The 26,995-nt window shown below is 55.0% G+C and carries 20 protein-coding genes; 4 read left to right on the top strand and 16 right to left on the bottom strand.

Going from position 1 to position 26,995, the window contains the following annotated elements:
- Nucleotides 1-11 precede the first annotated feature (11 nt).
- The 8 genes from RID21_RS25050 to RID21_RS25015 form a co-directional block, all read right to left on the bottom strand.
- Nucleotides 12-1,001: an alpha-E domain-containing protein gene (locus RID21_RS25050; protein ID WP_350193700.1), complete on the bottom strand. Its 990-nt coding sequence runs from the start codon at nucleotides 999-1,001 to the stop codon at nucleotides 12-14.
- Complete coding sequence (locus RID21_RS25045) at nucleotides 1,001-2,485, bottom strand: circularly permuted type 2 ATP-grasp protein (RefSeq protein WP_350193698.1); 1,485 nt, start codon at nucleotides 2,483-2,485, stop codon at nucleotides 1,001-1,003. Before RID21_RS25045 ends, RID21_RS25050 begins: the two co-directional genes overlap by 1 nt.
- Before the next feature lie 384 nt (nucleotides 2,486-2,869).
- Nucleotides 2,870-3,319, bottom strand: coding sequence for a hypothetical protein (locus RID21_RS25040; RefSeq protein ID WP_350193696.1), 450 nt, complete (start codon nucleotides 3,317-3,319; stop codon nucleotides 2,870-2,872).
- Between the two features lie 93 nt (nucleotides 3,320-3,412).
- Nucleotides 3,413-4,414, bottom strand: coding sequence for a DUF1559 domain-containing protein (locus RID21_RS25035; protein WP_350193694.1), 1,002 nt, complete (start codon nucleotides 4,412-4,414; stop codon nucleotides 3,413-3,415).
- Nucleotides 4,415-4,790: 376 nt separating this feature from the next.
- Nucleotides 4,791-7,265 (bottom strand): Lon protease family protein, encoded by a 2,475-nt coding sequence (locus RID21_RS25030; protein WP_350193692.1) that lies wholly within the window; start codon nucleotides 7,263-7,265, stop codon nucleotides 4,791-4,793.
- 26 nt (nucleotides 7,266-7,291) lie between these two features.
- Entirely contained in the window at nucleotides 7,292-7,711 is a 420-nt protein-coding gene (locus RID21_RS25025; RefSeq protein WP_350193690.1) for an Hsp20/alpha crystallin family protein, read from the bottom strand.
- A gap of 225 nt (nucleotides 7,712-7,936) precedes the next feature.
- Entirely contained in the window at nucleotides 7,937-9,565 is a 1,629-nt protein-coding gene (locus RID21_RS25020) for an SPFH domain-containing protein (RefSeq protein WP_350193688.1), read from the bottom strand.
- Between the two features lie 59 nt (nucleotides 9,566-9,624).
- On the bottom strand, nucleotides 9,625-11,265 hold the full coding sequence (locus RID21_RS25015) for an SPFH domain-containing protein (protein ID WP_350193686.1): 1,641 nt from the start codon (nucleotides 11,263-11,265) through the stop codon (nucleotides 9,625-9,627).
- Nucleotides 11,266-12,087: 822 nt separating this feature from the next.
- On the opposite strand from RID21_RS25015, the gene RID21_RS25010 reads away from it, so the two are divergent.
- A complete protein-coding gene (locus RID21_RS25010; protein ID WP_145188670.1) occupies nucleotides 12,088-12,576 on the top strand; it encodes a hypothetical protein in 489 nt (162 codons plus the stop codon).
- A 106-nt stretch (nucleotides 12,577-12,682) separates the two neighbouring features.
- Here the strand turns inward: RID21_RS25010 and RID21_RS25005 are convergent, their stop codons facing one another.
- On the bottom strand, nucleotides 12,683-13,195 hold the full coding sequence (locus tag RID21_RS25005; RefSeq protein ID WP_350193684.1) for a pyridoxamine 5'-phosphate oxidase family protein: 513 nt from the start codon (nucleotides 13,193-13,195) through the stop codon (nucleotides 12,683-12,685).
- 171 nt (nucleotides 13,196-13,366) lie between these two features.
- Nucleotides 13,367-13,702 (bottom strand): rhodanese-like domain-containing protein, encoded by a 336-nt coding sequence (locus RID21_RS25000; RefSeq protein ID WP_145441834.1) that lies wholly within the window; start codon nucleotides 13,700-13,702, stop codon nucleotides 13,367-13,369.
- Nucleotides 13,703-14,023: 321 nt separating this feature from the next.
- Here RID21_RS25000 and RID21_RS24995 point away from each other — a divergent pair, with 321 nt between their 5' ends.
- Nucleotides 14,024-15,088, top strand: coding sequence for a sodium:calcium antiporter (locus tag RID21_RS24995; RefSeq protein WP_350193682.1), 1,065 nt, complete (start codon nucleotides 14,024-14,026; stop codon nucleotides 15,086-15,088).
- A gap of 21 nt (nucleotides 15,089-15,109) precedes the next feature.
- Here the strand turns inward: RID21_RS24995 and RID21_RS24990 are convergent, their stop codons facing one another.
- The 4 genes from RID21_RS24990 to RID21_RS24975 all read right to left on the bottom strand — a co-directional run bounded on the left by RID21_RS24990 (nucleotide 15,110) and on the right by RID21_RS24975 (nucleotide 19,359).
- Entirely contained in the window at nucleotides 15,110-17,062 is a 1,953-nt protein-coding gene (locus RID21_RS24990) for an aconitate hydratase (protein WP_350193680.1), read from the bottom strand.
- Between the two features lie 179 nt (nucleotides 17,063-17,241).
- Complete coding sequence (locus RID21_RS24985; protein WP_350193678.1) at nucleotides 17,242-17,598, bottom strand: hypothetical protein; 357 nt, start codon at nucleotides 17,596-17,598, stop codon at nucleotides 17,242-17,244.
- A gap of 19 nt (nucleotides 17,599-17,617) precedes the next feature.
- Nucleotides 17,618-18,259, bottom strand: coding sequence for a vitamin K epoxide reductase family protein (locus RID21_RS24980; protein WP_145188651.1), 642 nt, complete (start codon nucleotides 18,257-18,259; stop codon nucleotides 17,618-17,620).
- A complete protein-coding gene (locus RID21_RS24975; RefSeq protein ID WP_350193676.1) occupies nucleotides 18,256-19,359 on the bottom strand; it encodes an NAD-dependent epimerase/dehydratase family protein in 1,104 nt (367 codons plus the stop codon). The genes RID21_RS24980 and RID21_RS24975 overlap by 4 nt, the downstream gene beginning before the upstream one ends.
- Before the next feature lie 310 nt (nucleotides 19,360-19,669).
- On the opposite strand from RID21_RS24975, the gene RID21_RS24970 reads away from it, so the two are divergent.
- Both RID21_RS24970 and RID21_RS24965 read left to right on the top strand, forming a co-directional pair.
- Nucleotides 19,670-21,109 (top strand): sigma-54-dependent transcriptional regulator, encoded by a 1,440-nt coding sequence (locus RID21_RS24970; RefSeq protein ID WP_350193674.1) that lies wholly within the window; start codon nucleotides 19,670-19,672, stop codon nucleotides 21,107-21,109.
- A 139-nt stretch (nucleotides 21,110-21,248) separates the two neighbouring features.
- Nucleotides 21,249-22,286 (top strand): sodium:calcium antiporter, encoded by a 1,038-nt coding sequence (locus tag RID21_RS24965; RefSeq protein WP_350193672.1) that lies wholly within the window; start codon nucleotides 21,249-21,251, stop codon nucleotides 22,284-22,286.
- Between the two features lie 41 nt (nucleotides 22,287-22,327).
- Here the strand turns inward: RID21_RS24965 and RID21_RS24960 are convergent, their stop codons facing one another.
- On the bottom strand, nucleotides 22,328-23,737 hold the full coding sequence (locus RID21_RS24960; protein WP_350193670.1) for a carbohydrate porin: 1,410 nt from the start codon (nucleotides 23,735-23,737) through the stop codon (nucleotides 22,328-22,330).
- 215 nt (nucleotides 23,738-23,952) lie between these two features.
- The gene (locus RID21_RS24955) at nucleotides 23,953-26,673 is read right to left on the bottom strand and encodes an MGH1-like glycoside hydrolase domain-containing protein (RefSeq protein WP_350193668.1); all 2,721 of its coding nucleotides are present in this window, start codon (nucleotides 26,671-26,673) and stop codon (nucleotides 23,953-23,955) included.
- Between the last annotated feature and the right edge of the window lie 322 nt (nucleotides 26,674-26,995).

Below are 26,995 nucleotides of genomic sequence, written 5' to 3'. Positions count from 1 at the left end.
GAGGGCAGAAATCAACCCGTTTGTGATTGCGTTTGCGTAGAGGATGCCTGTGACTGATATTGAGGCGTGAAGAACACATCCTGAATCGCTACGCCTACCAGATTGAGCTGCTTCTGGAACCCGTCGATATACTGGTGCAGTCCCTGATCGATGATGTCATCGATGCTGGTATAATCCATATTGGAGCATAAGAGCCCCATCCTTTGTTCGGCGAGGTTCTGGAATGTGCCCGCGGTACTGCCGGTGATGTAGCGCAGTGACTGTTGAGCTTTCCGCAGGCAGAAGTGCATTGCCCGGGGAAACTGAGTATCCAGAATCAGAAAGTCTGCAACGCGCGAGGGGGTGATTTTGCCGTACTGTCTGCGGTACATGGCCAGGGCACTGGCGGAGCGGAGCAGGGCGGACCAACGGACTACGTCGAGGGCACTTCCCACGTCCCGGGCATCGGGGAGTAGAATGTAGTACTGCACATCGACAATGCGCGAGGTCTTGTCGGCCCGTTCAATCAGGCGACCTGTGCGGGAGAAATGCCAGGCTTCTCCATGCGACATGGTGGCATCCGTGGCTCCAACCAGCATGTGGCTGGCGAGGCGGACACGTTCACAGAATTCCTGTGGCTGATCCATCAGGCCGGGCTGACTGGCTGCCGAGCGGACCATGAAGTAGAACTGATTTAGCTGTTCCCAGACGACCGTGGGGATAATTTCACGAATGGTGCGGGCGTTTTCCCGCGCCAGTGAGACACAGGAGATGATCGAGTTCGGATTTTTCTTATCAAACGAGAGAAACTTGAGGACGTTTTCCCGCGTGGGTTCGCCGTAGAGTTTTTCGTAGGGAGCCTGATCTCCGGTGGTATAGACGAGCGGCGCCCACTGATTGGCGAGGGTGTCCGTTTCTCCGAGGGTGAGGTTGTAGTTAACGTCAATAAATCGCGCGACGTTTTCTGCACGTTCGACATAGCGACTTAACCAGTATACGGAACTAGCGACACGACTGAGCATCAAATCTTCTCCAGAGCTGCGGGCGAAAAATGCGGATCAGACAGCGTGTGTCCGTTTCGCAGAATCCACGTATCTTTGCTGCCTCCCCCCTGTGAAGAGTTAACGACCATTGATCCTTCTCGCAGCGCTACTCGCGTCAAGCCTCCCGGCATTACATAGATATCTTTTCCGCAGAGCACAAACGGTCGCAGGTCCACATGTCTGGGGCAAAGTTCATCGCCGATCAGGGTGGGGACGGTTGAGAGTTTCAACATGGGCTGGGCAATCCACTCGCGGGGATTGGCACGAATGGCGTCGGCACATTTATCACGTTCCGCCTGGGAGGACTGAGGCCCCATCAGGATGCCGTAGCCCCCTGATTCATTGGTGGGTTTCACAACCAGCTGGTCCAGGTTCCCCAGTACGTGATCGCGCTGTTTCTGATCAGAACAGAGGTAAGTCGGCACATTCGGCAGAATGGCTTCTTCCCCCAGGTAGTATTTGATGATCTGTGGCACGTAGGCGTAGACGGCTTTATCGTCAGCGACGCCTGTTCCCGGTGCATTCGCCAGGGTGACGCGACCGGCGCGACAGACTTCCATCAGGTTCTCGACGCCGAGGGAGGAATCGGAACGGAAACATTTCGGATCCAGGAAGTCATCGTCGATGCGGCGATAGATGACGTCGACGCGACGCGGTCCCTGTGTGGTCTTCATGAAGACATAGCCGTCTTCCACGAACAGGTCGGTACCCTGAACAAGTTCCACGCCCATCTGCTGAGCGAGGAAGGTGTGTTCGAAATAGGCCGAGTTATAGATGCCCGGTGTGAGTACGACCGCGGTGGGATCGCTGACGCCTACGGGGGCACAGTCGAGCAGTGTTTTGAGCAGCTGTTCGTTGTAGTCTTCGATGGGGGCGACGGACATGCCCTGAAAGACGGGGGCGAAGGTCCGCTTCATCAGTTCGCGGTTTTCCAGCACGTAGGAGACGCCAGACGGACAGCGGAGGTTGTCTTCAAGAACGTAGATCTGTCCATCAGCATCGCGGATCAGATCGACGCCGGTGATGTGGCACCAGACTCCCTGGGGAGGCTGATAGCCTTGACACTGTTGGCGAAGTGTTTTCGAGCTGCGGATCAGGTCTTCGGGAACGGCTTTGTCTTTGAAGATCTTGCAATCGTTGTAGACATCGTTAATGAAGAGGTTCAAGGCGTGGATGCGCTGCTTGAGTCCGCTTTCTACGACCTCCCACTCATGGGCGTCGATAATGCGGGGGAGCAGATCGAAGGGCCAGACCTTTTCGGTGCCCGCTTCATGTCCGTAGACGTTGAAGGTGATCCCCATGTTCTGCAGGGAGAGCTCGGCCGCTTTCTGGCGTTGCTGCAGACTGCCTTCGGTCAGGGTCTGCAGACGTTCCACAAACTTTTTGCCGCTGGGCCGGGGCTGGCCATCGGGCGCAAACATTTCATCGAAACAGTCTATAGACTGATAGGGAGCTAACCTCATCTGACGATTCCTCAACGAGCCTTCTAGTTGGAATTGCTACGGGGTTTTGTGTCTGCTTTAAGTTTTAAGCAGATTGCGTGCCGTACACAGCAAGTAATCGTTGATTGCCTGAATCTATGATGAAATCACAGCTTTTGGTGCCCGGTTGTTTAAAATCTAGCGCAGGAAGTCAGCAGGCGAAGAATGTCATGCCTATTTATCGCGCAGCAAGCTATTAAACAAAAACCGTAATTGCCGACTCCAAAACTGGGATCACAGAGTGAGCTGTCTCGATTGACGATACCTATCTTACCAGAGAAATCCAATTCGGCTAGACCAGCTGTGCGATCTTACAGAGATGCAGACAATTATTCGTGCTGTTGCGAAAACGGAATGCCAGTCTGCTTACTGGATCTCTTTGAGATCGAAGGTGAATTCATTGGCCCCCGATTGCACATCGACGGTCAATGGGCTGGTCTGAATCTTGCGAACCTTCGCAGGGATATTCGGGTATTCTTTGGGTTGTGCTGCGGGTTGATCCATGCCGGGAGCAATTGGTTCCTGCGGTGGCGGATTGATTGTGACTGTGTATTTACCCACGGCGACCATTTCGATCGTGGCAGTTCCCGATTCATCCAGCGGGCCTCCTCCGCCTTCTCCCGTCTCTTCATTGGCCAGGTCAACCTGCCCTTCGGGGACGGGGGCGTTGCCGTTGGTGATTGTGATTGAGATTTCACCGCGGGGCTTGTCTGCACCCGGGGTACGACTACAGGCCGTATTCAGGGTGATCAGAAACAGACTGACGGCGATTAATGCGGTGTAACGGACACTATGTCGTAGGATGGACTTGTTCATCGTGATACCAGGGAGATTAAAAGGGAGGTCTCATGCGGGAAAGCCTCCCCCGGACCGGAGCCTCGGGGGAGGGGGTTTGGTCACAGGTGTGGATTAAAATTCTCCGATGACCTGTCCGTCGTCACGTACACACAGTTGACGGAGTGTGTTCATGTCAATGTTTTCAGACAGGAAGCGAACGGAGCCATCGGTCAGCACGGCGTGAATGCCACCCACGTGATGCGAGTTGAGTACCGTGTTAGCAGAATAGGCACTGTTGGCGTAAGTCGGTGCACCGGAAGTCCAGAAAGCATTGGGAGGATTCCGTACGGTGGTGGTTCCGGCTGCATACCAGTAGCCACCCGCGCTGAGGGGCAGCGGCGTGCCTGCATTCCAGGTGGAGAGACTGGCGTTGGCCCAGCCGTGCCAGGCACCCAGTGCATTGGCACCCTTCTGAGCTCCATTCACCTGACCGGACTGTTCAGCAAGGATCACGGTATTCGATGTTCCGTCGGTACAGTCGCGGAAACGTACGCTCTTGTAGGGGATCATCATCCCGGTGTTACAGTTGCTGGAACTGCTTGCCAGCACATCACCGGTACAGACACTGGTGCGGCCTACGGGATCGGGTGTGGCACCGGAGATGCCAACGTAGTCGATGATCATGCTCTGCAGACTGGGGTCGGAGTTGCTGTCAGACAGGGTGTAGTCAGTCGTGTTGGTCATGCCGTAGGGGTTGGACGGACATTTGTAAACGGGAATACGGACCGAATACAAAATGGTGTTTCCCGGAAAACCGGAGTGGGCCCAGTAACCGTTGGGGCGGGTCAGCTGCGAGTAGACATTGGCCTGATCAATGTAGGGCAGGATGGCAGCACGCCAGTTAGAGTAGGAACCGGTTTGTGTTCCAATGGGGAGCGCCAGGAAATTATCGTTGTAATTGTGGAGTGCGAGTCCCAGCTGTTTCATATTGTTCTTACAGGTAGAACGACGGGCTGCTTCGCGGGCCTGCTGGACAGCCGGCAGGAGCAGGGCGATCAGAATCGCGATAATAGCGATCACGACCAGCAGCTCAATGAGCGTAAAACCACGTTTCGGGAGGGTACGTTTTAACATTGGTGGGTTCCTGGGAAAGAAAATGAGGCGGGAAAATTTCAGTTGCTGAAATATAAATGCAAAGCGGATGCCATAAATAACGATAATTAAAAAATTAAGTTAAATTGAGCGTCATGAGATTCTATGAGGACCGAATTTACTGATTATATGCAAAGTGGTTGATGTGATCTGGTGCTGTCATACATATGCTAAAACATTTATTGGAAGGTGTTTAGGTGAGATCAGTGAATTCCGATTCTGTTCAAAAGAGCAAAACAGGGTTTGATCGCCACTGACTGAAGAGAGGGGCGCAGCGTGCCTGTTTTCTAATCAGAGACTGCGCGGATTTTGGCATCAGGGTTCTGATCAATCGTTCTCTCTGCGTCATTGAGTCCGTTCAATTTCCCGGGAGAGGGGGACGGGGATCTGAAGGCATGTCGAGCGGCGTTCCGGGGATCCAGAGCAGCCGTCCGGTGTCGGTCATTTTCTGTTCGATCAGGAGCTCGGCGATTTCTGACAGCCGGTCCATGACTTTGCCGTGGAATGTCTTGGGATTGGAAATCTCGCCGGCGGGCAGACCGGTAAAGAGTTCGATGGCCTGGTTCACATTTGAGATGGCATAGATGTGGAACTGTTTCTTTCGAACGGCGTCGATAACATCGGAACGCAGGACGAGATTCTGCACATTGGAGACGGGGATACAGACTCCCTGAGTTCCGGTGAGCCCGTGGGCTCGACAGACGTCGAAGAAGCCTTCGACCTTTTCATTGACGCCGCCGATTGCCTGGACTTCACCCCACTGGTTGACAGAACCGGTAACGGCCAGATCCTGGCGCAGGGGGACTTCCGCAATGGCGCTGAGCAGGCAGAGGAACTCGGCGACGGTGGCACTGTCACCATCGATACCGCCGTAGCTTTGTTCCATGGCGATACTCGCGGAGAGGGTCAGCGGCTGTTCGCTGGCGTAGAGGTTACGCAGGAGCCCTTCCAGGATCAGCATGCTTTTGTCATAGGTATTCCCGCTCAAGCGGCTTTCCCGTTCGATATTGATGATGCCTGCGGTACCGACGCCGACACTGGCCGTCAGTCGAGACGGGCGGCCGAAAGCGTAGTCTCCCAGATCGGCGACGGCGAGCCCGTTGATCTGGCTGGTTTCGGAACCTTCCAGTTGAAACAGCAGTGTACCATCGGAGATCAGCTCCCGGATCTTCTCGGCCACCAGATCGGAACGGTAGATGCGTTCCTGGACCGCCTGATGTACGTGTTTCGCTTTGACGACCTTCTGCTTATCCTGTTCGGCCCAGAAGCCGGCTTCGCGGGCGACATCGGCGACGTGGCTGAAGATGGATGTCACTTTTTTCTTATCGTCTGCCAGACGCGAACCGACGCGGACCAGTTCCGCGACCGCACCCGCATTGAAGGGAATCAGACCTTCCCTGTCGCTTAACTGGCGCACGAGCATGCCGTAGATCTGTGCGGTTTCGCCGTTCCGGTCGATTTCGGTATCGAACTCGGCTTTAACGCGGAAAATCTCGCGGAAGTCTTCATCGTGCAGATAGAGCAGATGGTAGATCAGCGGTTCCCCCATCGCGACGAGTCGGATATTGAGGGGGATCGACTCGGGCTGCAGGGCGGAAGAGGAAAACATGGAAAACGGGTCCTGGATCTGGATTTCCAGGGAACGGCTTTTGAGCGTGCGTTTGAGTTCTTTCCAGACGAATGGTTCGACCAGGGCATCCATGAGATTGATGACCAGGTAACCCCCGTTGGCTTTGTGCAGGCTGCCGGATTTGATCCGGGTGAAATTGGTCATCATGCGGCCGGCACGGTCGACGATGCGTTCAATGGTACCAAACAGGTTGCGGTAGTTGGGAGCATCCTCAACGATGATTGGCGGTTCTTTAAGCTGGCTGTTATCGACAACCACGTTGACGCGATATTCGAGGAAGCGCTGCTGCGCATCCTGTCCTTCACCAGCCATCATCTGCGCCATCTGGGGAGGCATGTCGGAGATGTCGCGGAACAGGTTGAGATGTTCGATGACGTGCTGCTTGAAACGGGGGAACCATTCATCGAGTCGCGGGGACTCGAATTTCTGTTGCAGGTCCGTGACCATCGGTTCGATAATCTGTGTGGCAAACTTACGGGCGACTTCGCGAACGTCCGTCGACAGTTGTCGCTGGATTTCCCGTTGTTCCTGCAGGACCCGACCGGCCATCTCGACGAGTTCATCCTGATGGCTTTCGATTTCCTGCATCTGCTCGGGAGTGAGCTTCTCAATCTCTTCTTGGGTCATGGGGCGACCCTCGGTGAGCGGGATAAACAGCATCTGACCGTCGGGGAGCTGTTGTACGGTCATGTTGTGTTCACCGGCCAGCTTCTGCAGTTTGTCGAAAACTTCGTCACCCCGTTTGCGGTAGACCTGGCGGAGTCGCTCTTTTTCCTTGCCGAAATCTTCTTCTTTAAACGCCTTGGGGAGCAGTTCCTGCAGCTGTTCGATCAGGTCTTCCATCTCCTGACGCAGCTGGATCCCCTGGCCGGCGGGGAGGTTGATGGCATGCGGGCAATCGGGTTCATCGAAGTTATTCAAATAGACCCAGTCGTCGGGAATTGAATCATCGAGTACGCGCTGCCGGACGGCATGGGTGATGAGCTCGGTCCGACCGGTGCCGACCAGCCCGGAGATGTAGATGTGGTAATTGGGATGTTTGATTCCCGTTCCCAGGTCAAGGGCCCGCAAGGCGCGGGGCTGGCCGATGATATCGGTTAGCGGTTCGAGTTCTTTCGTGGTTTTGAATCCGAACGACTTGGGATCGATATCGAGAGTGACTTCGTCAGCGCTGAGCGCGCGATACTGCGGAGTGTCCGTCATGCATTCCTCACCAGATCAGTCAAAGACTAGGGTTGTTGTTTCAGCTTCTGTTTGGGGATTCTCAATGTCAGAGTTCCCGCTTTGTTTTCGCGTTCTACCCGATGCGGGTCGACGGCGTGTTCGAGCGGGAAGCGACGGAAAAAACTGCCTTTGCGGCGTTCGATGCTGACCCCCTGGGCAGATTTCTCGACACAGCCGGACTGACGCCAGCCTGAGATACTGAGGGTATGCGGGGTGACTTCGATATGAATTTCATCCGTGGGGACACCGGGGATATCGGCTTCCACGAAATAGGAGTCCGGGGTTTCATAAATATCGATTTCGGGTTGCCAGCCTCCCGAGGGGCCGCAGATGCCCCACTGGCCGTGGAGTAAATCGTCGAAGGCCTGATCGATCTGCTGTTCGAGGTTGCGGACCCGGATGGGTTTCCAGGGAAGTTGTGACATGAGAGCACCTGTCGATTTTCGATAGTACGTGAGAAGTAAGTCGCTGCCGACATACTGTTCAGTTTACCCATTCGAGAAGACTTCGTCCAGAATCGGGAAGGGAGAGAGCTACCCACGTTGAGCGGCAAAGGGGCAACGCCGGGCTTAAGCTGGAAATGAAAACACGGGAAACAGAGCAGGCGAGTTCCTGATCGAAAACGCCTGTCTGTTTCCCGTGGGCAGGCCTTAGCGGGCTGGTCGCTGCTGCGTCGGAGCGGTTGAATCCGACTTGAGTGGAATGATGCCTCGGACGCCGAAACCACCGTTGGCTTTATTCATGTCGGTCCAGAGTGTTCCTTCGCCGGCATAGAGAAAGTTCAGTTCGACATTGTCGGGCAGGTTGGTGGCGAAGAACCAGTTGTTGTATGCCTGGGGAGAACCGAAGGCATCGACGGCCAGGCGGAAACGGTCTGATTTGGCTTCCTCAACCATCTTCTTGCCTTCGTTGGTCGCTTCCCCCAGAATGGTTACAGCCTGGGCCTTCAGTTCTTCGGTCTCTTTGTCGATGGCGGCGACCAGCTTTTCGGTTTCCGCTTCGATCTTGGCCGCTTCACGCTGACCGCCGGCCTTGGCTTCTTCCACCTGCTTTTCCGTGTCGGCGTCCACGGTGTCAGTGGCCAGTTCAACTTTGTTTTCGGCTTCCCGGAGTCGGGCTTCTTCTTTGGCGGTGGACTGTTCCTCCTCGCGGGTGAGTTTTAATTCATCGGCGATGAAGGCCCGCTGGATCGGTTCGCGGACCTGTTTGGGAATGTAGACATGTCGCACCAGGCCGTAGAGCAGGGTGATCTCCTTATCATCCAGAACGCTGTGGAACTGATCGAGGCAGGTCTTCTGGTAGACTTCACGATCACTGCCGACCAGCAACTGGACTGCCTTGTATTCCGAACCGTTGTTACGACAGATCGATTCGATCTGGGGCAGGACGACTTTCTTTTCGACCTGGTCGACGTTTCCGAATGTTCGGACAGCGTGAGCCGCCTGGTCGGGCATCAACCCCCAGATCCCGGTGAAGTCGATATGGATCGGGAAGCCGTCCGCACTGGGGAAGGCGATTCCGCTGCGCGGATCGGAGATTTGTGGTTCTCCGTTTTCGTCCACAACCGTTTCCCCCAGTTCGTCATGTTTGACTTCTACGGAGATAGTACTGTGACGGTAGCCGATCTCGACGATGTCGATCTGCTGTTCGCGACCATTGACGGGATAGTTACCCGGGGGTAGCACTTTGTCCTGAACGCCTTTCTTCACGCCGGTCGCCTGATTGTCAGAGAGCTGCGTGACCACACCGACGTAACCGGTGGGGATTTCGACCCAGCCAGCGACTTTCTGGGATTGTCCCGAGGTAAAGTCGATTCGTTTTTTGACTTCGACTGTGTAGCCGTAGGGATTCACGCGATAGCGGCCCGGATGCAGTACTTTGCGGAGTACCCCTTTATATTCCGTATGACCGATGTCGCCGTCGACGAGGAAGTTGGCACCTTCCTGGTTCTTTCCGAGTTTACAGGTGACTTCCCCGATTTCACCCGGCTTGATGACGACATCATCGACGAGTTTGCGTTCCCACCAGATGGGGCAGTAGAAGTGCCGTCCGGGGCCACGCATTTTTTCGAGGATGCCCATCTGGCCTTCTTTGGCCCACATACCGGGCTCGGCCTGAATTCGATCTCCAAAGATCAGCGGACCTTTGTAGCGGAGCTGCAGGCTTTGTCCTTCGGGGACGTAAATGCGGTCGATGGTCCAGTGGAACAGGAAGGCGGCGATGGCCAGCATCAGCGACAGCACGACAACAGGGATGATGATCAGTTTACTGCGTTGCATTGGTTTTCTCTCCATTCTGGAGTGGATGTTATTTCTGAATCGAGTGTGTTTCTGTTAAATCACTTTTCTGTCGACACGGCGGTCACCGGTTGTGTCTTCGCTGGTTGCGGTGTGACTGGTGCAGAATCGGCGAAGTGATCGAAGATTCGCATCAGCGGTGAGTCTGCCGTGTTGGTCATGATCTTTTTGAATCCGGGTGCCAGCTTCTGGTAGAGGACATAGCGTCCGAAGCTGGAACCGTCGCCGCCGAAGGCTTCGACGGCCCGTTTCCAGCCCGCGGCGTCCGCAACGTTCTCAAAGCCGATCACGGCCGCTTCTGCACGTGTCTTGGCGAGAATGGCCTGGGCTTTGTCTTTGGCTGCCTCCAACTGTTCCTGGGCGACTTCCTTATCCCGTTCCGCCTGTTCGAGGGCGACGCCCTGTTCCTGGCGGGCGAGGGTGATCTTTTTGATGATCTCCCGCTCTGCAGTCACGAGGGCTGTCTTCTGTTCGATGAGAGCCGTCTCGGTGGCGAGGACGGCTTCCTGTTCTTTCTGCAGCGTTTCCCGGCCGTACTGTCCTTTTTTCTGGACGGCAATTTCGCGGTTTCGAAGCGGTTCCGCGATGGCTTCCGGAGGTGTGATTGTGGTGATCAGGGCCTGCACGATTTCGATGCCCTGTTCTTTACAGGTTTCGGTGATCTTGGTCTGGAACTCCTTCTGGAAAGCCGCACGGGTTTCGCCGCCGATGAATTCGCGGGCACTGGTGTTAGAACCCCGCAGGCGACAGAAGGCCCGGGCGTTGGGCATGATGACCTTGTTGATGATTTCGTCGGCAATCGCTGTCGAACCTGTTTCGTCGTTCGAAACGTCGTTGTAGGTTACGTACGTCTGAGCTGCGGTGGTGGGGATGACGCGGAACTCGATGACGCCGTCGAGGGTAATCGGGAAACCGTCCTTACTGGGAAACATCATCACGCCTCCCTGTGAGAGGTCGAAGCGGAGCGAACGCGTATCGATGGCGTTGATGCGGATCGTATACGGGTTCAAGTAGTACGTACCTTCGTCCAGGGTTTCTTTCTGAGGGCCACGGTGGCCGTTATCGACGAGTAACTGGTTGGGATCCTTGGGCATGGGGCCGGCCAGGTTCGTGACGATGCCTTTATAACCGGCGGGAATGACCTTGGGTTCCCAGAGCTCGATGATTTCGATGTAGTCGTTCTTGAGACGGGGTATGCCCACGGGTTGCTTGGAATTACGATCGATGACCAGGGCGTTGATGGCATAGCGACCTGGTTTGAGCACTTCCTGGATGATGCCTTTGTGCTTTTCGCTGGTCGACATGAAGTCGCCGGGGGGCAGGTCTTCGCCATAGAGTCGAATGCGGACGCCCATCGCGTCGGCGGGGATTTCGACCATCGGATAAATTTCCCAGTCCCAGGTGTAGCAGTTGTAGAAGTAGCGTCCTTCGGGCAGGACTTCCCGCTGGAGCCCTTTGTGGGTGGCGTCCTTGAGTGTGAGGTCAGGCGAAATTTCCTGATCGTTGCTGAGGTCGTTACCGGTCTTGCGTGTCAGGACGGCAAAGTGCCGGGCGGGGACGTCGATGCGAAACTGGGAGTAGACCACGTACCCGAAAATCATCAGGAATAAACCGCCGACGAAGAGGCCGGTGATCCCGAATTTCAGCAAAAGAAGTCTGGCTTTGAATCGTTCGTCGCTCATTTCTGCTCCTTTGATCGAGTCCGTCTCGACCGAGAATGAAAGCAATGTGTTTCTACAATTCACTATCAATGTAGAAGATAGGGTGTTTTGATCTGCTGGATTTGCCACAGACAATGCTGTCAGGAATCTGAAGCATGCCTCTGCTGCTATTGAAAACGCAGGGGATTTCGGAGAGATCAAAAAATCGGTTCTCCAGAAGCCTGATTTCGGTCGAATTTCGCTAACCTGAATACCCGTCTGAGGTAAGGGAACAGGTTGTTTCCAGCTACAGGATTTCCGAAAAAAGTGCGAATTTTTCTCTCTCAAATCGCCATAAAAACGTATTAAGTATGGAAGGAAAAAAGGGATCATGAGGATCCGAAAGGGTTGCGAGGGTTGGACTCGTCATCCACCTCGCCTGTTGAAAGTGTGAGAAAGGAGGCTGGCTGTTAGTACCTCATATCTAAATTGGAAGGCAGCTCCATAATCGAGGGTGAATTTCGCGATAAGTGGGCTGAGGTCGTTGGGCCGAGGCATCCTGCATACGGGGAACTGCGATTCGCACGCTTATGGAGCTGAGTGGCTGGTGCCGGGAAGGGCAGCAGCTTTTTTTATGCGCGGTACGTCATCCTTGCGTGATGACAGTGTGGCTCTCTAATTTGTTTCTCAATGTTCCTGTGCTGGATCGTCGCTGCCCGATGAGCTTCCAGTGTGGGCGCTGAGCGACCAGAATTCTGCGATCATGGTTGTTAAAGCGGCTCTGGTGACTGTATGAGCGATTTCAGACACTGGCATATGAATTGCACCTTAGTCTGGCTGGTCCATTATTAAGGAGAACCCATCATGGCATATCGCAAAGTCGAAGATATTTTAGGACTTGTCGAGTCTTTTCATAAACGGATGCGTCAGGCGCTGGAACGCGTGGAAGTGGAATCCCGATCCGAAAGCGTGGAATGGCTCTCCAAAGAGTTACGGGCGCATGAGCTGCACTGGCAGGCAGCATTGAACGGTTACGGGAAGCGGGTGGCAGAAGGTGTGCTGGATACCTGGTTGCAGTATATCCCGGATGAGGATGTGCGCGAGCAGCTGGATTCAATTCGGGTACAGCGTGATATGACGCTGGATGAGTTGAACGATATGAATATCCGGTTTCGCCAGGCATTGATTCAGTTGTACGAATCGCTGGCCAACGGTTCTTCTGCACCGCGTGTTAAAGAACTGTTTGAGCAGTTGCTGGAATATGAAAAGTCGGTGATCGCAGACCAGAGTCAGAAGTCACGCGAATCGGACCTGGTAGATGCAGAAAGTCTGCCTCGCTCACAGTCATCATGATCGGCTCATGATTGAATGAAACTAAAAAAGCCCCGGGAAGCAGGTTGTGTTGCTTTTCGGGGCTTTTTTGTATCTGCCGGACTTTGCAGACTGAGCTTCAATCAGATCAGGATGGTGTGTCTGACCATTCCAGCTTATCATGTTTCGGTGCCGTCGAAGTGAAGAAGAGTGCTCTTACCGCATCGGAGAGGTTTTGCACATTCGCATCCCAGTACTCGGCTTCTGCGACATGCACACAAATCAGCATCAGGCTGGGGTCTTCCGGGCCGCCTGAAAACCATTCATTCAGGCTGTCGGTCCAGAGCAGCTCTGCTTTCTGCTTGTTCTGGATGAGTTGTGCCTGGCCAGCGATAGAGATGTATCGGTCTTCTTTCGGTTCTGAGTAAACAAGGTTGACGGTCGGGTCTCGTTCGATTTCCTTGACCTTGGGATCATCTGCGTGGGTAAACAGCCAGAGTTCACCATCGAACTCATGCCGGGCTGTGATCATGGGTCTGCTTCTCAGGCCTGCTTCAGAAGAGTGGGTTGTAAGCATGCAGATTTTAATATCGCGGATCAGTTCACGCAGTGTCTCGATGGACTGCTGACGTTCCTGTTGTTTCGGTTCTTGCTGATTCATTGATTCACCTGTTGATTCTTTAATAATAAGCTGACCGATGAGAATGAATGAATTGGCAGGAAACATTTCCATCGGCCAGCGGTAAAGCGTAAGACGAGTGATCACCGGATGCGCTGGTTACTGATGGCATTTGAGTAACCAGTGCATCTCACTGAGTAAGGATCACTCGAATTACGCTCCTGCAACGAGCTTTTCTCCGGCTTCGCTCCATGACTTCGATCCCCCTTCGTAGTCATAGACATTGGAGAAGCCTGCCTCTTCCAGCTTTTGTGCAGCCTGCTCGGAGGAACCGCAATCCTCGCTCGCACAGTAAACGATAACGGTCTGTTCTTTACTGCCAGCCGCCTGTTCCACCTGCGAGACGAAATCGTCCTGCTGTTGAGGGATGTTCATGGAATTCGGGATATGCGCCTTCTGGAAGTCATCCTGTGACAGGGTGTTGACCAGAATACCTTTTTCATTGCGCTGCATTTTGCCGCGGAGTTCTTCGGTCGAGATCGTTTGCATGATCGTCCTCCTGAATTGATTAAAAACTTTTACAGTAGCAGTCGGAGAAGAGTGCAAAACGCATACCACGACGGTACCGCTTTTGCTGATATTGAGGAAGGGCTGGTTAATACCATGAATGCCCCTGCTTCAGCAGAGATGAGTTTCATTTATCAGGGATTCATCTCGGGCCTGATGAGTTGACCGGACAGTCTGTCGCACCTGTGTGACAGACTGTCCTGGTTTTTAGTGGGGTGGACTGTTGTCTGAGCGTTCGTTCTGGTCGTTCGTCTGTCTTATCGCAAGCTAAGTTATTCCAACTGGAAAGAGGTTGTTGACTCAATGTCATTGTTCGAGTTGCAGACAAATCCGCTGGCGTTGAACCTGGTCCTGTTCAGTCTCGCAGCCGGGGGAGTCTGGTTGTGTGGTTCCAGGCTGAGTTTTTACGTTGATCAGATCGCGGAACGCACGGGGATTGGGAAAGCGTTTGCCGGGGCGTTGCTGCTGGGAGGTGCGACCAGCCTACCCGAACTGGGGACTACACTCAGTGCCTCAGTCTCCGGTGCCGCGGAGATGGCGGGTAACAATCTGCTGGGCGGGGTGGTGATGCAGATCGCAGTGCTGGCCGTACTGGATGCGATTTTCCTTCGAAACAAACCTCTGACCCTGTTCTCTCCTGAGGCGACGCTGCTGGTGCAGGGAGTGTTTCTGATCCTGATGTTGAGCTTCGGTATTATTACGCTGGTGACCGGCGAACTGGTGGTGGTCTGGGGAGTAGGGCTCTGGCCCGTGTTGCTGTTTCTGGCTTATCTGTTTTGCCTGGGGGTGTTTCATCGTTATGAAGGGGCGCCGCGCTGGGAGCCGACGGGTGAGGATAAACAGCCGATTGAATCGCCTCGCGATGTAAAAGATGCGCATCCCGCATATTGTGATCTGAGTACCCGGCAACTGGTGATACGCTTTGTACTGGCAGCGGGTGGCGTGCTGGTGAGTGGATTTGTGGTGGCGCGGACGGGGGAAGTGCTGGCGGATCAGAGCGGACTCGGTCAAAGCCTGATCGGGGCAACGCTGGTGGCGCTGGCGACCAGTCTGCCGGAGGTCAGTACTACGTGGACGGCAGTCCGTTTCGGTGCTTACAGTATGGCGGTGGCTAATATTCTGGGAACGAACCTGCTGGAAGTCGCGCTGTTTCTGCCTGCCGACCTGGCGTATCGGGATGGGGCGATTATTGACAGTCTGGATCCCTCAGCGAGTTTCCTGGCGGCGCTGGGAATCATCTGCACTGGACTGTATCTGTGGGGGATACTCGAACGCCGCGATAAGACCATCCTGGGGATGGGCTACGATTCGGCCATGATTCTACTGGTTTATGTCGGCGGCATGGGGCTGTATTACTATGTGCTTTGAGAGGTACTCAGGCGATGTCTGTCAGGGCTGTTTCTGACGGGACGAACGTGCCCAGTTGATCAACCCGCCTGCCAGCAGGATTTCGCGCTGACGTTCTGAGAGTCCATGCCGGGCTGTGATGGTGTTGTGACCATTGATATGGACCTGGATTGTCGGCTGATCTGCGACCTGGTGCCTGAGTGATTCCATATGCAACAGTACGTTCTGCTCAATCTCAGCGTAATCGTCCGGGTTCTCAAACGTGAGGGGGAGAATGCCGAAGTTGACGAGGTTCTGCCAGTGGATGCGGGCAAAGCTTTTGACGATGACCAGTCGCAATCCGAGATAGCGTGGAGCGAGCGCTGCATGTTCGCGACTGGAACCCTGTCCGTAATTTTCTCCGGCGACAATTGAATGACCGCCCGCTTCGCGGATATGCAGGGCGTGTTCTGCATAGCTGGAGTCGATTTGTTCGAAAGCGAACTTACTGATTTCGGGAATATTGCTGCGATAAGGCAGTACCCGGGCACCCGCGGGCAGGATTTCGTCCGTCGAGATGTTATCGCGCATTTTGAGTAAGACGGGAACCTCAAGTTCATCTGGCAGGGGTTCAAATTCGGGGATGGATTGAATATTTGGTCCTTTGCGGAGTTCGAACTGAGTGAGGTCGTCATCCGTGGGTGGTGCCTGAAAGAGTTCGTCACGGCTGGTCCGGACCCGGGGAATCTCAATTGAAGGGCAGGGCATTTCCTGGTTACGGGGATCGGTGATGCATCCGGATAATGCGGAAGCGGCGGCTGTCTCGGGGCTGACCAGGCAGACCTTGTCTTCCCGGGTTCCACTCCGCCCGGGAAAGTTGCGGGGGACGGTACGCAGACTGATCTGATCGGTGGCGGGGGCCTGTCCCATGCCGATGCAGCCATTGCATCCCGCCTGGTGGATACGGGCACCGGACTGAATTAACGCGCCCAGGGCACTCTGTTCGACCAGGGACATCAGGGTCTGGCGTGAACTGGGATTGATGTCGAGGGAGACGCGCGGATGAATTTGGCGTCCCCGGACGATCTCGGCGGCGATGGCGAAGTCGCGATAGCCGGGATTGGCAGAGGAACCGATATAGGCCTGGTAGATCGGTTCGCCGGCCTGTTCGCGGACAGTGTGCACATTGCCCGGACTGGAGGGGAGAGCGATCAATGGTTCCAGGGTCCCCAGATCGATTTCATCCTCGATGTCGTAGCTGGCATCCGCGTCTGCTGTCTGTTCCGAATAATCGTCTGTGCGTCCCTGTTCGTGCAGGAAGTGCTGAATTTCTTTATCAGCCGGGAAGACCGTGGCAGTCGCGCCGAGCTCTGCGCCCATATTCGCGATCACATGGCGGTCCATGGCCGAGAGTTGTTTCAGACCGGGACCGTGATATTCGATGATGCGATTCACGGCTCCTTTGACGTCGTGCCGACGCAACATTTCTAAAATCACGTCTTTGGCGCTGACCCAGTCGGGGAGCATGCCTGTGAGATGAACGCCCCAGATTTCGGGCATCTTGAGATAAAACGGAAAACCTGCCATGGCCATCGCAACTTCGAGTCCGCCCGCGCCGATGGCCAGCATGCCGAGTGCACCGGCGGAACAGGTATGGCTGTCAGAACCGAGCAGCGTTTTGCCTGGCTTGCCGAAATATTCCTGGTGCAGGGGATGACTGACGCCATTTCCGGGACGACTGAACCAGAGTCCAAAGCGCTGGCAGGCACTCTGCAGGAAGAGGTGGTCATCCGGGTTTTTGAAATCTTCCTGCAAGAGATTGTGATCGACGTATTGCACGGAAACTTCGGTGTGCACGCGATCGAGTTGCATCGCTTCGAGTTCCAGCATGACCAGGGTGCCGGTGGCGTCCTGGGTGAGAGTCTGATCGATGCGGAGACCGATTTCTTCTCCCGGTTCCATAGTACCTTCGACCAGATGCGAGCGGATGAGCTTTTGAGCAAGATTAGCGGCCATGACTGACTCCTTGGATAGGGCGGGCGCTGAGAGCCCCTTGATCTTGGCGCGAGTGTGTCGTGCTTTGATTCAGTGAACCCGCTTAAAAATTGGTTGTAATTAAATGTTGCACCCGGGCCGGACCCTGTCTTAGAAGCCGCAGAGCTGATTTGTCTCCCTGAAGTCTTGTGTTGCTGTAGTTAAGACATCCCCGGAGATTGTTTGTACCAGCAGCGGGGAGGCTGACTGGCCCGGTTGGGTACCAGGGCAAACATCAATAATAATAAGCCGGTCATGATCAGATTCTGGAGTGCGGGGGGAATCGGAGCCGGGACGGCGAAACGTCCATAGCCGATCAGCGCCAGCGCGAGGAAGAAGGTTGCTAAATGTGCGTGGCGCAGTGGCGGCCAGTACGAAACCAGGCTGAGGCAGATGACCAATAGGGCAGAAGCCCAGGTCACAGTCGTCAATGCAGGCACCTGTTCTCCCGCAGTGAAGATAAAGGGACAGATAGCGAGCCAGCAGCCCAGCATGAATTCAATAACGCGCGACCACATGCGATTCTCCCTCGATAACTCAGGTTCTCTGAACCATCTCACTGGCGATTTCGTCGGCGATTTTTGTGGGCCGTCCCCAGAGGACCTGCCAGAGCACTTTTTTATCGTGCGTCCGCTGCCAGACGCGATAGAGCAGCTTGAGTGAGGCGTAGACTTCGTCATAAGCCATCACGACCAGTACTAGTGAGATGACAGCGGTGATCAGACAGAGCAGACACCAGTTGCCGACAATCGTTGCCTGGCAGACGACGAGAATCGCACTGACGATCCCCAGCGGAATGACATCGATCCCAAACAGAATGACCAGCCATGGACGGTATTGCCAGCGACGGGTCGAACCAGCCAAACCGAAGATCGCATCACCCAGGTACGCGAGCGCACCCAAGGCTGCGTCAGGCACTCCGAACCAGTAATGCATTTTCAAAGCGACATCTGAGGTCAGTACCTTGCGCGTCTGTTCGCCGAAGACCGGATCCCAGGGGGCTTCGATCAGCCCCCACTGAAAGAGGGCCATATGCCCTGCCAGTAAGAAGGCGATGCTGGCCAGGATGCAGATCGGGATCCGCTGACTCCAGGTGGACGGGTTATAGTCGAACGGCGGAACAGCGACCTCAAGGTCAGCCTGTTCTGCGGGATACCCTTTGAGCGATAACTGGCTCATTTCCGGGCTCCCGTGGCTTCGAGCTGCGGTAGTTCATCAGGGACCGGCAGGCCGTTTTCTTCATACCAGGCTTGGGGATCGTCGAGCAGCGCGTCGATCATATCGGGCAGTGTTTCGCGGAGCAGATGTCGGGGCTCCCAGCCAAGCTGTTCCCGGGCCCGTTCCGCGCTGACCGGATAGTTCTGGTCTGCCAGATCGATCATCCAGGGTTTGATGAACGGAGCGTCCGAATCAGCTGCGAGCTGATCTTTCACCCACGCACCTGCCTTGGCGGCTGCTTTGGGAATCCGAATGGCGGGCCACTGGTCCCCATGGAGATAGAGTCCGATTTTTTCCTGCAGTTCTTCGTAGCTCATGACATCTTCTTCACCGATAACGAACAGACTGTGTTCCGGAAGTCGGCGGCGATGACCGATGACTGCTTCGAAACAGCCGACCAGATCGTTCAGATGCAGAAAGGCCTGGCCGTGTGTTTTGTCGCCGGGAAAGAAATAACTTTCCAGCTTCTTCTGGAAGATGCGAGAGATCTGCTGGCCGATAGGAATCGAGTGGCATTGTTCATCATAGACGCCGGCCAGACGCAGAATGACGGTCGGAATCGATCCGGCGTACTGTCGAATGGTGGATTCGGCTTCCAGCTTGGACTGAGGATATTGCCATTCCGCTTCGACAGGTGATGATGCCTTAATTAGCTCCCCGTCGTCGACTGATTTTTGTACCAGCAGAGAGCTTGAGAAGATAAACTGTTCGACATCGAACTCCTGCAGGCCCTGTAAGAGTCGCCGGGTTCCCGCTACGGTCAGGTCCTGGTAGAGCGGGCTGGGCTCGCCGGAAAAGTCGTAGTAGGCGGCCAGATGGACCACGCTGGCGATTTTACTGCCGTGCTGAGCCTTGAGGTCTGACAATGCGCGGGCGACCGAATCATCGTCTGTCAGATCACAGGAAATCCATTCTGCGGAATGCTGCTCTTCGGGCAGTGGCTTGACGTCAAATGCGACTACCTGGAACTGTTCAGAGAACGCTTGAACGAGTCGTGTGCCGATCAGCCCGGCTGCTCCGGTGACCAGAATAACCGGTTTTTCTATTGATGTATCATTCATGCTCTGCCTCCCTTCTGTCGGTTTCGATTGAAATTCAGAGAAATAGTGCCGCAATTGGAATGCCAACCCGGGATTTTTCCTCTGGATTGCAACAATCTGCTGAGAATGCAGTCATATTGCCGTACTTATGACTTTCGGTATGTCAGATTGACTTTCCCACTGATCGCTGAGCCGTCAGGCTGCTTGCTGACCAGCCCGAAATCAGGGCGGAGAAACGCTAAAAGGAACGATTATATGAGTAATTCTCCATGGCACGGGCTTTGCGAAACTGAAAAGTAACGCAAGTCTGTTCATAAGGGGGAGAACAAACATGTCTAACAACCATTTACTGCTCATATCAGAAGAACAATCTTCAGACTCAGAAATATACAACTGGCTGTCAAAACAGGATTTCTGTCAGATTACGTGTTGCGTGCCTGATGAGGTATCCCGACAGCTGGAACAGAGAGTCGATCTGATTCTCTGCGATACCGGAGAGGATGTCAGTATCTCTCTCGAGCTGCTTTATCTCTGTAAACAACAGGCACCCGATGTGCCTTTTCTGATTTTGTCACACACCAGTGATGTGGTTACAGCTGTCGCCGCAATGAAAGAGGGGGCAGACGAATTTCTGGTCAAACCGTTGCAGCCTGAGTCCCTGGTAAAGTTGATCAAGGGATATCTGCAGGCCCGTCAATCGCGTGTTGCTGTGGAAGATCAGCACGGATCCAGCTCTGCCCGGCTGGAGCGTTACGTGGGATTCGAAAAGATGGTGGGGACGACCCAGGTGATGCAGCAGCTGTTTGAACGGGTGCAACGCGTCGCCGGTACGGACAGTACGGTATTGATTACGGGTGAATCAGGAACCGGGAAGGAACTACTGGCGGAAGCGATTCATCGTAACAGCCTGCGTGCAGAACATCCTTTTGTGACGATCAACATGGCTGCGGTGCCGGAACACCTGGTGGAAAGTGAACTGTTCGGACACGTGAAAGGTTCCTTTACCGGTGCCAGCGAATCCCGAGTGGGACGTTTTGAAGCAGCACATGGCGGAACCCTGTTCATCGATGAGATCGGTGACTTCAAACTGGAGTCTCAGGCCAAGCTGCTGCGGGTACTGGAAAATCATCGTGTGACCCTGATCGGCAGTAATCAGGACCGGGATGTGGATGTGCGCGTCATCGCGGCGACCAGTCATCCATTGCATCAGATGGTACAGACGGGAGACTTTCGCGAAGACCTGTTCTATCGGCTGAATGTCGTTAATCTGGTGTTACCGCCATTACGAGAACGACGGGCTGATATTCCGATGCTGGTGAACTTTTTCCTGAAACAGATTTGCCATGATCTGCAGCGCGATGTGCCGCTGCTGGATCCTGAGCTGGAAGCCTGGTTGCGGAATGCCCACTGGCCAGGCAATATTCGTCAACTGCGTAACTGTCTGGAGAGTATGCTGGTGCTGTCGCGTGAAGAAGTGCTGACACTGGCCGAGCTGCCCGACATGATGCACGACGAGCAACTGACTTCAGGCCAGATTCCGATTCCGGCAGGGACCCGGCTGGAAGACCTGGAACGCACGGCGATCGAACAGACACTCAAACGCTATCGGGGAAACCGGACTCAGTCGGCCCGCTCACTGGGAGTATCCGTGAGGACGCTGCAGAGGAAGTTGAAAGCCTGGGGGGTGATCGGGGATAATCGCGGGAATGGTCATTCTGATGCCACGAAGAAAGGCTTGCACGAATCAGGGACCATGTCTACTTCACAGTGAGGTCTGTCTGAAGCGAGAGGTCGACGCGACGCCGCGTTGCCAGCGTGCTACTCAACCGTTACAACAGAGTATGAGTTAAATCAACCTGACGCGCTGAATAATTCTGCTGTCGAACTTTCGCTAAAAGAATCACTGCACCATGTTTGAATTGAACCTGCCACTCTGGGGCGATGTCACCGTGTTTATCATGGCGGCAGTGGTGATCGGTGTTTCGGGAGTGAAGCTGGCGGAATACGCTGATCGGCTGGCAGATCGGACCGGCCTGGGGGAAGCGATCACCGGGACGATTATGCTGGGGCTGATCACCGCGCTGCCCGGGCTGGCGGCTTCTGTGACGGCAGCTTTGCAGGGACATGCGGTGCTCGCGCTGAGTAATGCGATGGGAGGCATTGCCTTTCAGACGACGGTGCTCGCGCTGGCGGATGTGCTACATCGTAAGGCGAATCTGGAACATGCGGCTGCTTCTGCGACGACGATGATTCAGACGATCATGCTGATCCTGCTGATCACAATTGTATTGCTCGGTCTGGGTAGTCCGGATGTGGTGATCGGGCCCGTGCATCCAGCAACGCTGCTGTTGCTGGCGGGTGCAGTGATGGCGTTCTGGCTGACCTATCGCGTACAGGAAGAACCGATGTGGCATCCGCGGCATACCTCCGAGACCGTACTCGATAAACCTGCGCCCGGTTCACAGCATGAACGGCTCTGGCTGTTGTGGACCGGACTGGTGTTTTCTGGACTGCTTACATTAATCAGTGGTAGCGTGGTCGCAGAGTCGGCGGGGAACATTCAGGATAAAACGAATCTTTCCGCGCCCATTGTCGGTGGTCTCTTGATGGCGGGGGCGACGTCACTCCCCGAACTGGTCACCTGCCTGGCCGCGGTCAGGCGCGGCGCACTGACGCTGGCCGTAAGCGATGTGGTCGGCGGGAATTTCTTTGATGTGCTGTTCATCGCGGCTGCCGATTTCGCATTTCTCAGCGGTTCGATCTATCACGGCCCGGGGATGGGGACACGCGAAATTCTGCTGACAACGATCACGCTGTTGCTGAATGTGGTTCTGCTTTCCGGATTGATCTACCGACAGAAGCATGGCCCGGGTAATATCGGTTTCGAAAGTCTGTTGATGCTCGTGATTTATCTGGCTGGTTTCATTGTGCTGTCGCTGATGCAGTGATGTTTTTGCTAAATATAGCGAGATCAATCTCCAGGGGGGGATCAGAGATCAATCACGGCACGTAAGCCGACGAGCAGGGCGGTGTCGACGGTTTGTCGGGCGGGGCGGATGACCTGCATGTCGGTGGTCAGGTGGAACCATTTGGTGACTTCCACGTTGTAGAACAGTTCAACGCCGTATCCGTCACCCACGCCTCCCAGCACCTTGTCGATGAAGGGGGTCAGGCGGTCGCTGGTGGCGGAATAGTACCAGCCGATACCGAACGTGTCTGCTTCGCGGCTGGCAATGGGGCTGCTGCCGCCAATCCCGAGGCTGAGAAACCATTCGATGGGATTCGTCTGCTTATCGGCGATCCCGGCACGGCCGAACAGCCCCCAGCCACGCTGGGGATTGTCGGGATCGACCACCAGGTATTGGTCGAAGTTCCAGTAGAATGACCAGGATTCCGATTCGCGGTCGATGGGCACAGTGGGCAGCACGAACAGGGGGTCCTGTTCCAGCGAAGCGAATGATCGAGTGCTGTAACTGGCTCCGAACAGGAAGTGTCCTGGTTTACCGAAGAGATTCGTGGGGAGACGCAGTTCAGGAACGATGGCAGCACCGTGGGCGAACAGTTCATCGAAGCCACTGGTGCGGGTGGTATCTGTTGCGTTGAGGACGCTGAAGGTGAAGATCGGTTCGCCTTCTTGAAGAATCAGGAAGCCGGCGCCGAGTGTCGAATAGACGATGGTTCGCAGACCGATGGGCGTCGCGATAAAGGCGGTGTTGGAGAACTGGGTTTTGCCGCGTCCGTGGGCAAAGGCGTTCATGTCACCGTCGAGGGTGTCCAGTTTCCCGGCGAAGACACCAAACGATTCGGAAAACATTTGAGTAAACAGAACGTTGGTCAGGTAAAGTTCATCACTGTAGGAAACCGGCAAATCGGGGGCCAGGGTTGCGGGAATAATTGCGCCGGTCGCTTCGTTAATGGTTTCGCCAAAACGGTGTTCGGCACGCAGTTTGACGAACAGGCCTTGAGGTCCACCCAGCTTGCCCGAGTCGATATTCATGATGTAATCACCATGACCCGAGTAGCGGAATTCCTGTTCCCGGCCTCCCGAGGCGACTCCCATGTAATATTGAATCAGGTCGGCATCGAAGGTGATTCCCTGCTCAGCCAGACAGGCGCGACGGGGAAACAGGTTCTGTGTCATCGTTGTCTGGTACCAGAAGTCGGGGCCATCACAATAGACGCAGGAACCGGTGTTTTCAGCGCAGGTTGACTCAGTGCAGAGCAGGTCGGATTCGGCTGTCTGCTGCATTTCTTCGTAGAGGGAGACTGGCAACGCATCGTCGGCGAAAGCGGATCGACTGAGGGAAGCAGAGCAGCAGAAGTAAATCAGGCAGAAGATCGAGACGGTTAAGCGACTGCGTTCCAGGATCCAGCCTATTTCGGTTGAGCCTGGGACCATGGTTGTTCTCGAAAAGTAGAGCGTATAAGGAAACTGACCCTTTGGATACTTTTCGTCGTCTGGCGGCACCTGCTGAATATTTTTTTCGTTAAGACTGGAATAAACGGAACGGCGGCGGTCAGTTTGTAACGGTTATGCCGGTTGGGCTATATGCTATCTGGGAAGTCTCCAATCTTTCCGGGAATCGCCCAGAGTTGTCACAGGATCGAATTCCGTTATTCAGCGGCAGCGGGTTGGCCGGTTTCTGATTGTTGCCGACAGCGACTTGCCAGTGTGACCAGGATGGGAGAGATCAATGCGGTCCAGCCGGTCTGATGGCTGGCGCCCAGTCCGCGTCCTGTTTCTGCGTCGAAATATTCGTAGAACAGAACCAGGTCACGCCAGTGCGGATCATTGAGCAGGACATCGGTGCGGGCATAACTGGGACGATCGCCGGCTTCGTCGGAGAGGAACAGACGGGCGAGACGCCGGCGGATTTCGTCGGCGACTTCCTGCAGGTCCATGTAGTTGCCCGAACGGGTCGGACATTCGACGCGGAGTGTTTTGCCGTAGAAAGTGTGATAGCGTTCGAGAGCTTCGATCAACAGGTAGTTGAGAGGAAACCAGATGGGCCCCCGCCAGTTGGAGTTGCCACCGAACAGGCCACTGTCCGATTCGGCGGGCAGATACTGGACCCTTAACATTTCGCCGTTGAGTTCGTATTCGAACGGATGTTCTTCGTGGAACTTGGAGAGCGAGCGAATACCGTAGTCGGAAAGAAATTCGTCTTCATCGAGCAGGTAGCGGAGCAGGCGCAAGAGTCGGTCGCGCGTGGGAATCGCCAGCAGGCGATGTCCGCCTGCGGATGTTTCCGAATCGCGTTCCATGTAGGTCATGAACTTCTGCAGATTGGGGCGGCTCTGGAGGAACCAGTCCATTCGCTTGCGGAAGGCCGGGAGTTTTTCGATGGTATGATCGAAGAGTACGTCGACGGTAAACAGGGGAATCAGCCCGACGATGGAACGGATTTTGAGCGGGATGCTGCGTCCGTTAAGGTGCAGGTGATCGTAGTAGAAACCGTCTTCCTCGTCCCAGAGACCGGTGCCGTCCAGTGAGTTCATCGCTTCGGCGATCGAGACGTAATGTTCGAAGAACTTGGACGCCATGTCTTCGTAAGCAGGATTATCATCGGCCAGTTCAAAGGCGATGGAAAGCATGCTCGAACAGAAGAAGGCCATCCAGGCGGTGCCGTCGGCCTGTTCCAGGTGGCCGCCTGTGGGCAGCGGTTTGGAACGGTCGAAGATGCCGATGTTGTCCAGTCCGAGGAAGCCGCCACTGAAGACGTGTTTGCCGCGGATGTCTTTGCGGTTGACCCACCAGGTGAAGTTGAGCAGGAGTTTCTGGAAGACACGTTCCAGGAAATTACGATCGCGATCTCCGTTGGAGGCGGTCATCTGGTAGACGCGCCAGCAGGCCCAGGCGTGCACGGGCGGGTTGACGTCGCTGAAATTCCATTCGTAAGCGGGCAGTTGACCGTTGGGGTGCATGTACCATTCGCGGAGGAACAGGATGGCCTGCTCTTTGGCGAAGTAGGGATCGATTTTGGAAAACGGGATCAGGTGAAACGCAAGGTCCCAGGCCGCATACCAGGGGTATTCCCACTTGTCGGGCATGGAGATGATATTGCGGTTGTAAAGGTGTCCCCAGTCTGCATTGCGGGGGCTGGGCATGCCGGGCAGACGGCGGACCGGTTCCTTGTCTCCGTTACCGGCATTTTCGAGCCAGCGGGGAATCACGTAGTGATAAAACTGTTTGGTACAGAGCAGGCCGGCATTGGCCTGGCGGAGGATCTGCTGCTCGTCCTGCGAGAGTCCCGGTTCGACGAGAGAATCGGCGAAACGGTCGGCTTCGTCAATTCGCTGGGCAAAGACTTCATCGAATTCCGGTCCGAAAGGGGTTTCCGGTAATTTATCGATGGCGGACATACGCAGACGGAATTCAACCGATTCGCCGGCGGGAATGACGCGTTTGAAGTGAGCGGCAACCTTGGTGCCTTTAGGGCGTGGATTGATAACGCCTTCGACTCCATCAACGACTGCCAGGTGAAAGGCATCTTTGCAGGAGGGGCGGCGGCTGTTCGGGTCTTCAAATCGCCAGGTATTGGTTTCGTTTTCGGTAAAGAGCCAGTCGGGGGTTTCTCCATCCGGACCGAGATCGGTAAAGAGTCGGAATTCGCCGAGGGTTTCGTGCTCTGCTTTCAGGCAGGTGTCAGCGATCTGTTCCATGCTTGGTTTTTCGCTGGGGCGATCGAGTGTGGGTCCCCAGCTCCAGGTGTTGCGAAACCACCAGGAGGGGAGGAAGTGCAGGGGCGCTGATTTCGGTCCGCGGTTGAAGATGGTGACGCGGATCAGAATATCTTCGTCGGCTGCCTTGGCGTATTCCATCTGTACGTCGAAGTAGCGGCTTTCGTCGAAGATGCCGGTATTGGTGAGTTCGTATTCCTGTTCCTGACGGGAGCGACGTGCGTTTTCCTCGCGGAGTTCCGCATAGGGAAATTCTGACTGCGGATACTTGTAGAGTGCCTTGAGGTACGAATGCGAGGGGGTTGAGTCGAGGTAGTAATAGGCTTCCTTGACGTCCTCGCCATGATTGCCTTCCGGGCCGGTCAGGCCAAACAGACGTTCCTTGAGGATCGGGTCTTCGCCGTTCCAGAGGGCGAGCCCGAAACAGAGTCGGCACTGACGGTCGCAGATACCCAGCAGCCCGTCCTCTCCCCAGCGATAGGTGCGCCAGGTAGCCTCTTCGTGTGTGAAATTGAGCCACGGATCGCCATCGGCCGTACTTTCGCGCACGGTTCCCCACTGTCGTTCTGCGAGGTAGGGCCCCCAGCGTTTCCAGTTCGCACCCGGTTCACGATTTGCTTCAGCGGCAAGACGATCCCATTCTACTTCAGCCATAGACTCTATTAACTCTTTTCCATTCAGGCAGAGGCAGGCGTGCCTGTTAAATTTGCAGAATGTGCGCAGGAATAATGCTCCCCTGCTGTAGAACAGGTGTTTCGGCACCAGTTACACACTGATGATAGTCACAATGCGAATCCTGTTCCCATCTATCTCTGATTTTGCGGTCAGATTTGGGCAAAAATCAATTCACTGGACAGGCCTGCATTTGCAGGGGGAGAATTTGATAAGGTAATCCATAATCGCAGCGGGCAGGTGATCTGCGTGCCGCTGGACAGTCGCTAATTGACTGTCTGGCTGGAATTTAGCAGAACGGCCC

It is taken from the genome of Gimesia sp., assembly GCF_040219335.1.
Classification (GTDB): Bacteria; Planctomycetota; Planctomycetia; order Planctomycetales; family Planctomycetaceae; genus Gimesia.
This window is presented reverse-complemented; position numbering and strand designations above follow the sequence as displayed.

Excerpts from the sequence above, each read along its gene's own strand:
- RID21_RS24965 (WP_350193672.1), top strand. The coding sequence starts at position 21,249 with ATGTTTGAATTGAACCTGCCACTCTGGGGCGATGTCACCGTGTTTATC.
- RID21_RS25020 (WP_350193688.1), bottom strand. The coding sequence starts at position 9,565 with ATGCAACGCAGTAAACTGATCATCATCCCTGTTGTCGTGCTGTCGCTG.
- RID21_RS24980 (WP_145188651.1), bottom strand. The coding sequence starts at position 18,259 with ATGAGCCAGTTATCGCTCAAAGGGTATCCCGCAGAACAGGCTGACCTT.
- RID21_RS24995 (WP_350193682.1), top strand. The coding sequence starts at position 14,024 with ATGTCATTGTTCGAGTTGCAGACAAATCCGCTGGCGTTGAACCTGGTC.
- RID21_RS24985 (WP_350193678.1), bottom strand. The coding sequence starts at position 17,598 with ATGTGGTCGCGCGTTATTGAATTCATGCTGGGCTGCTGGCTCGCTATC.
- RID21_RS25040 (WP_350193696.1), bottom strand. The coding sequence starts at position 3,319 with ATGAACAAGTCCATCCTACGACATAGTGTCCGTTACACCGCATTAATC.
- RID21_RS25010 (WP_145188670.1), top strand. The coding sequence starts at position 12,088 with ATGGCATATCGCAAAGTCGAAGATATTTTAGGACTTGTCGAGTCTTTT.
- RID21_RS24990 (WP_350193680.1), bottom strand. The coding sequence starts at position 17,062 with ATGGCCGCTAATCTTGCTCAAAAGCTCATCCGCTCGCATCTGGTCGAA.
- RID21_RS24960 (WP_350193670.1), bottom strand. The coding sequence starts at position 23,737 with ATGGTCCCAGGCTCAACCGAAATAGGCTGGATCCTGGAACGCAGTCGC.
- RID21_RS25025 (WP_350193690.1), bottom strand. The coding sequence starts at position 7,711 with ATGTCACAACTTCCCTGGAAACCCATCCGGGTCCGCAACCTCGAACAG.
- RID21_RS25005 (WP_350193684.1), bottom strand. The coding sequence starts at position 13,195 with ATGAATCAGCAAGAACCGAAACAACAGGAACGTCAGCAGTCCATCGAG.
- RID21_RS24975 (WP_350193676.1), bottom strand. The coding sequence starts at position 19,359 with ATGAATGATACATCAATAGAAAAACCGGTTATTCTGGTCACCGGAGCA.
- RID21_RS25015 (WP_350193686.1), bottom strand. The coding sequence starts at position 11,265 with ATGAGCGACGAACGATTCAAAGCCAGACTTCTTTTGCTGAAATTCGGG.
- RID21_RS25050 (WP_350193700.1), bottom strand. The coding sequence starts at position 1,001 with ATGCTCAGTCGTGTCGCTAGTTCCGTATACTGGTTAAGTCGCTATGTC.
- RID21_RS25045 (WP_350193698.1), bottom strand. The coding sequence starts at position 2,485 with ATGAGGTTAGCTCCCTATCAGTCTATAGACTGTTTCGATGAAATGTTT.
- RID21_RS25030 (WP_350193692.1), bottom strand. The coding sequence starts at position 7,265 with ATGACGGACACTCCGCAGTATCGCGCGCTCAGCGCTGACGAAGTCACT.
- RID21_RS25035 (WP_350193694.1), bottom strand. The coding sequence starts at position 4,414 with ATGTTAAAACGTACCCTCCCGAAACGTGGTTTTACGCTCATTGAGCTG.
- RID21_RS25000 (WP_145441834.1), bottom strand. The coding sequence starts at position 13,702 with ATGCAAACGATCTCGACCGAAGAACTCCGCGGCAAAATGCAGCGCAAT.
- RID21_RS24955 (WP_350193668.1), bottom strand. The coding sequence starts at position 26,673 with ATGGCTGAAGTAGAATGGGATCGTCTTGCCGCTGAAGCAAATCGTGAA.
- RID21_RS24970 (WP_350193674.1), top strand. The coding sequence starts at position 19,670 with ATGTCTAACAACCATTTACTGCTCATATCAGAAGAACAATCTTCAGAC.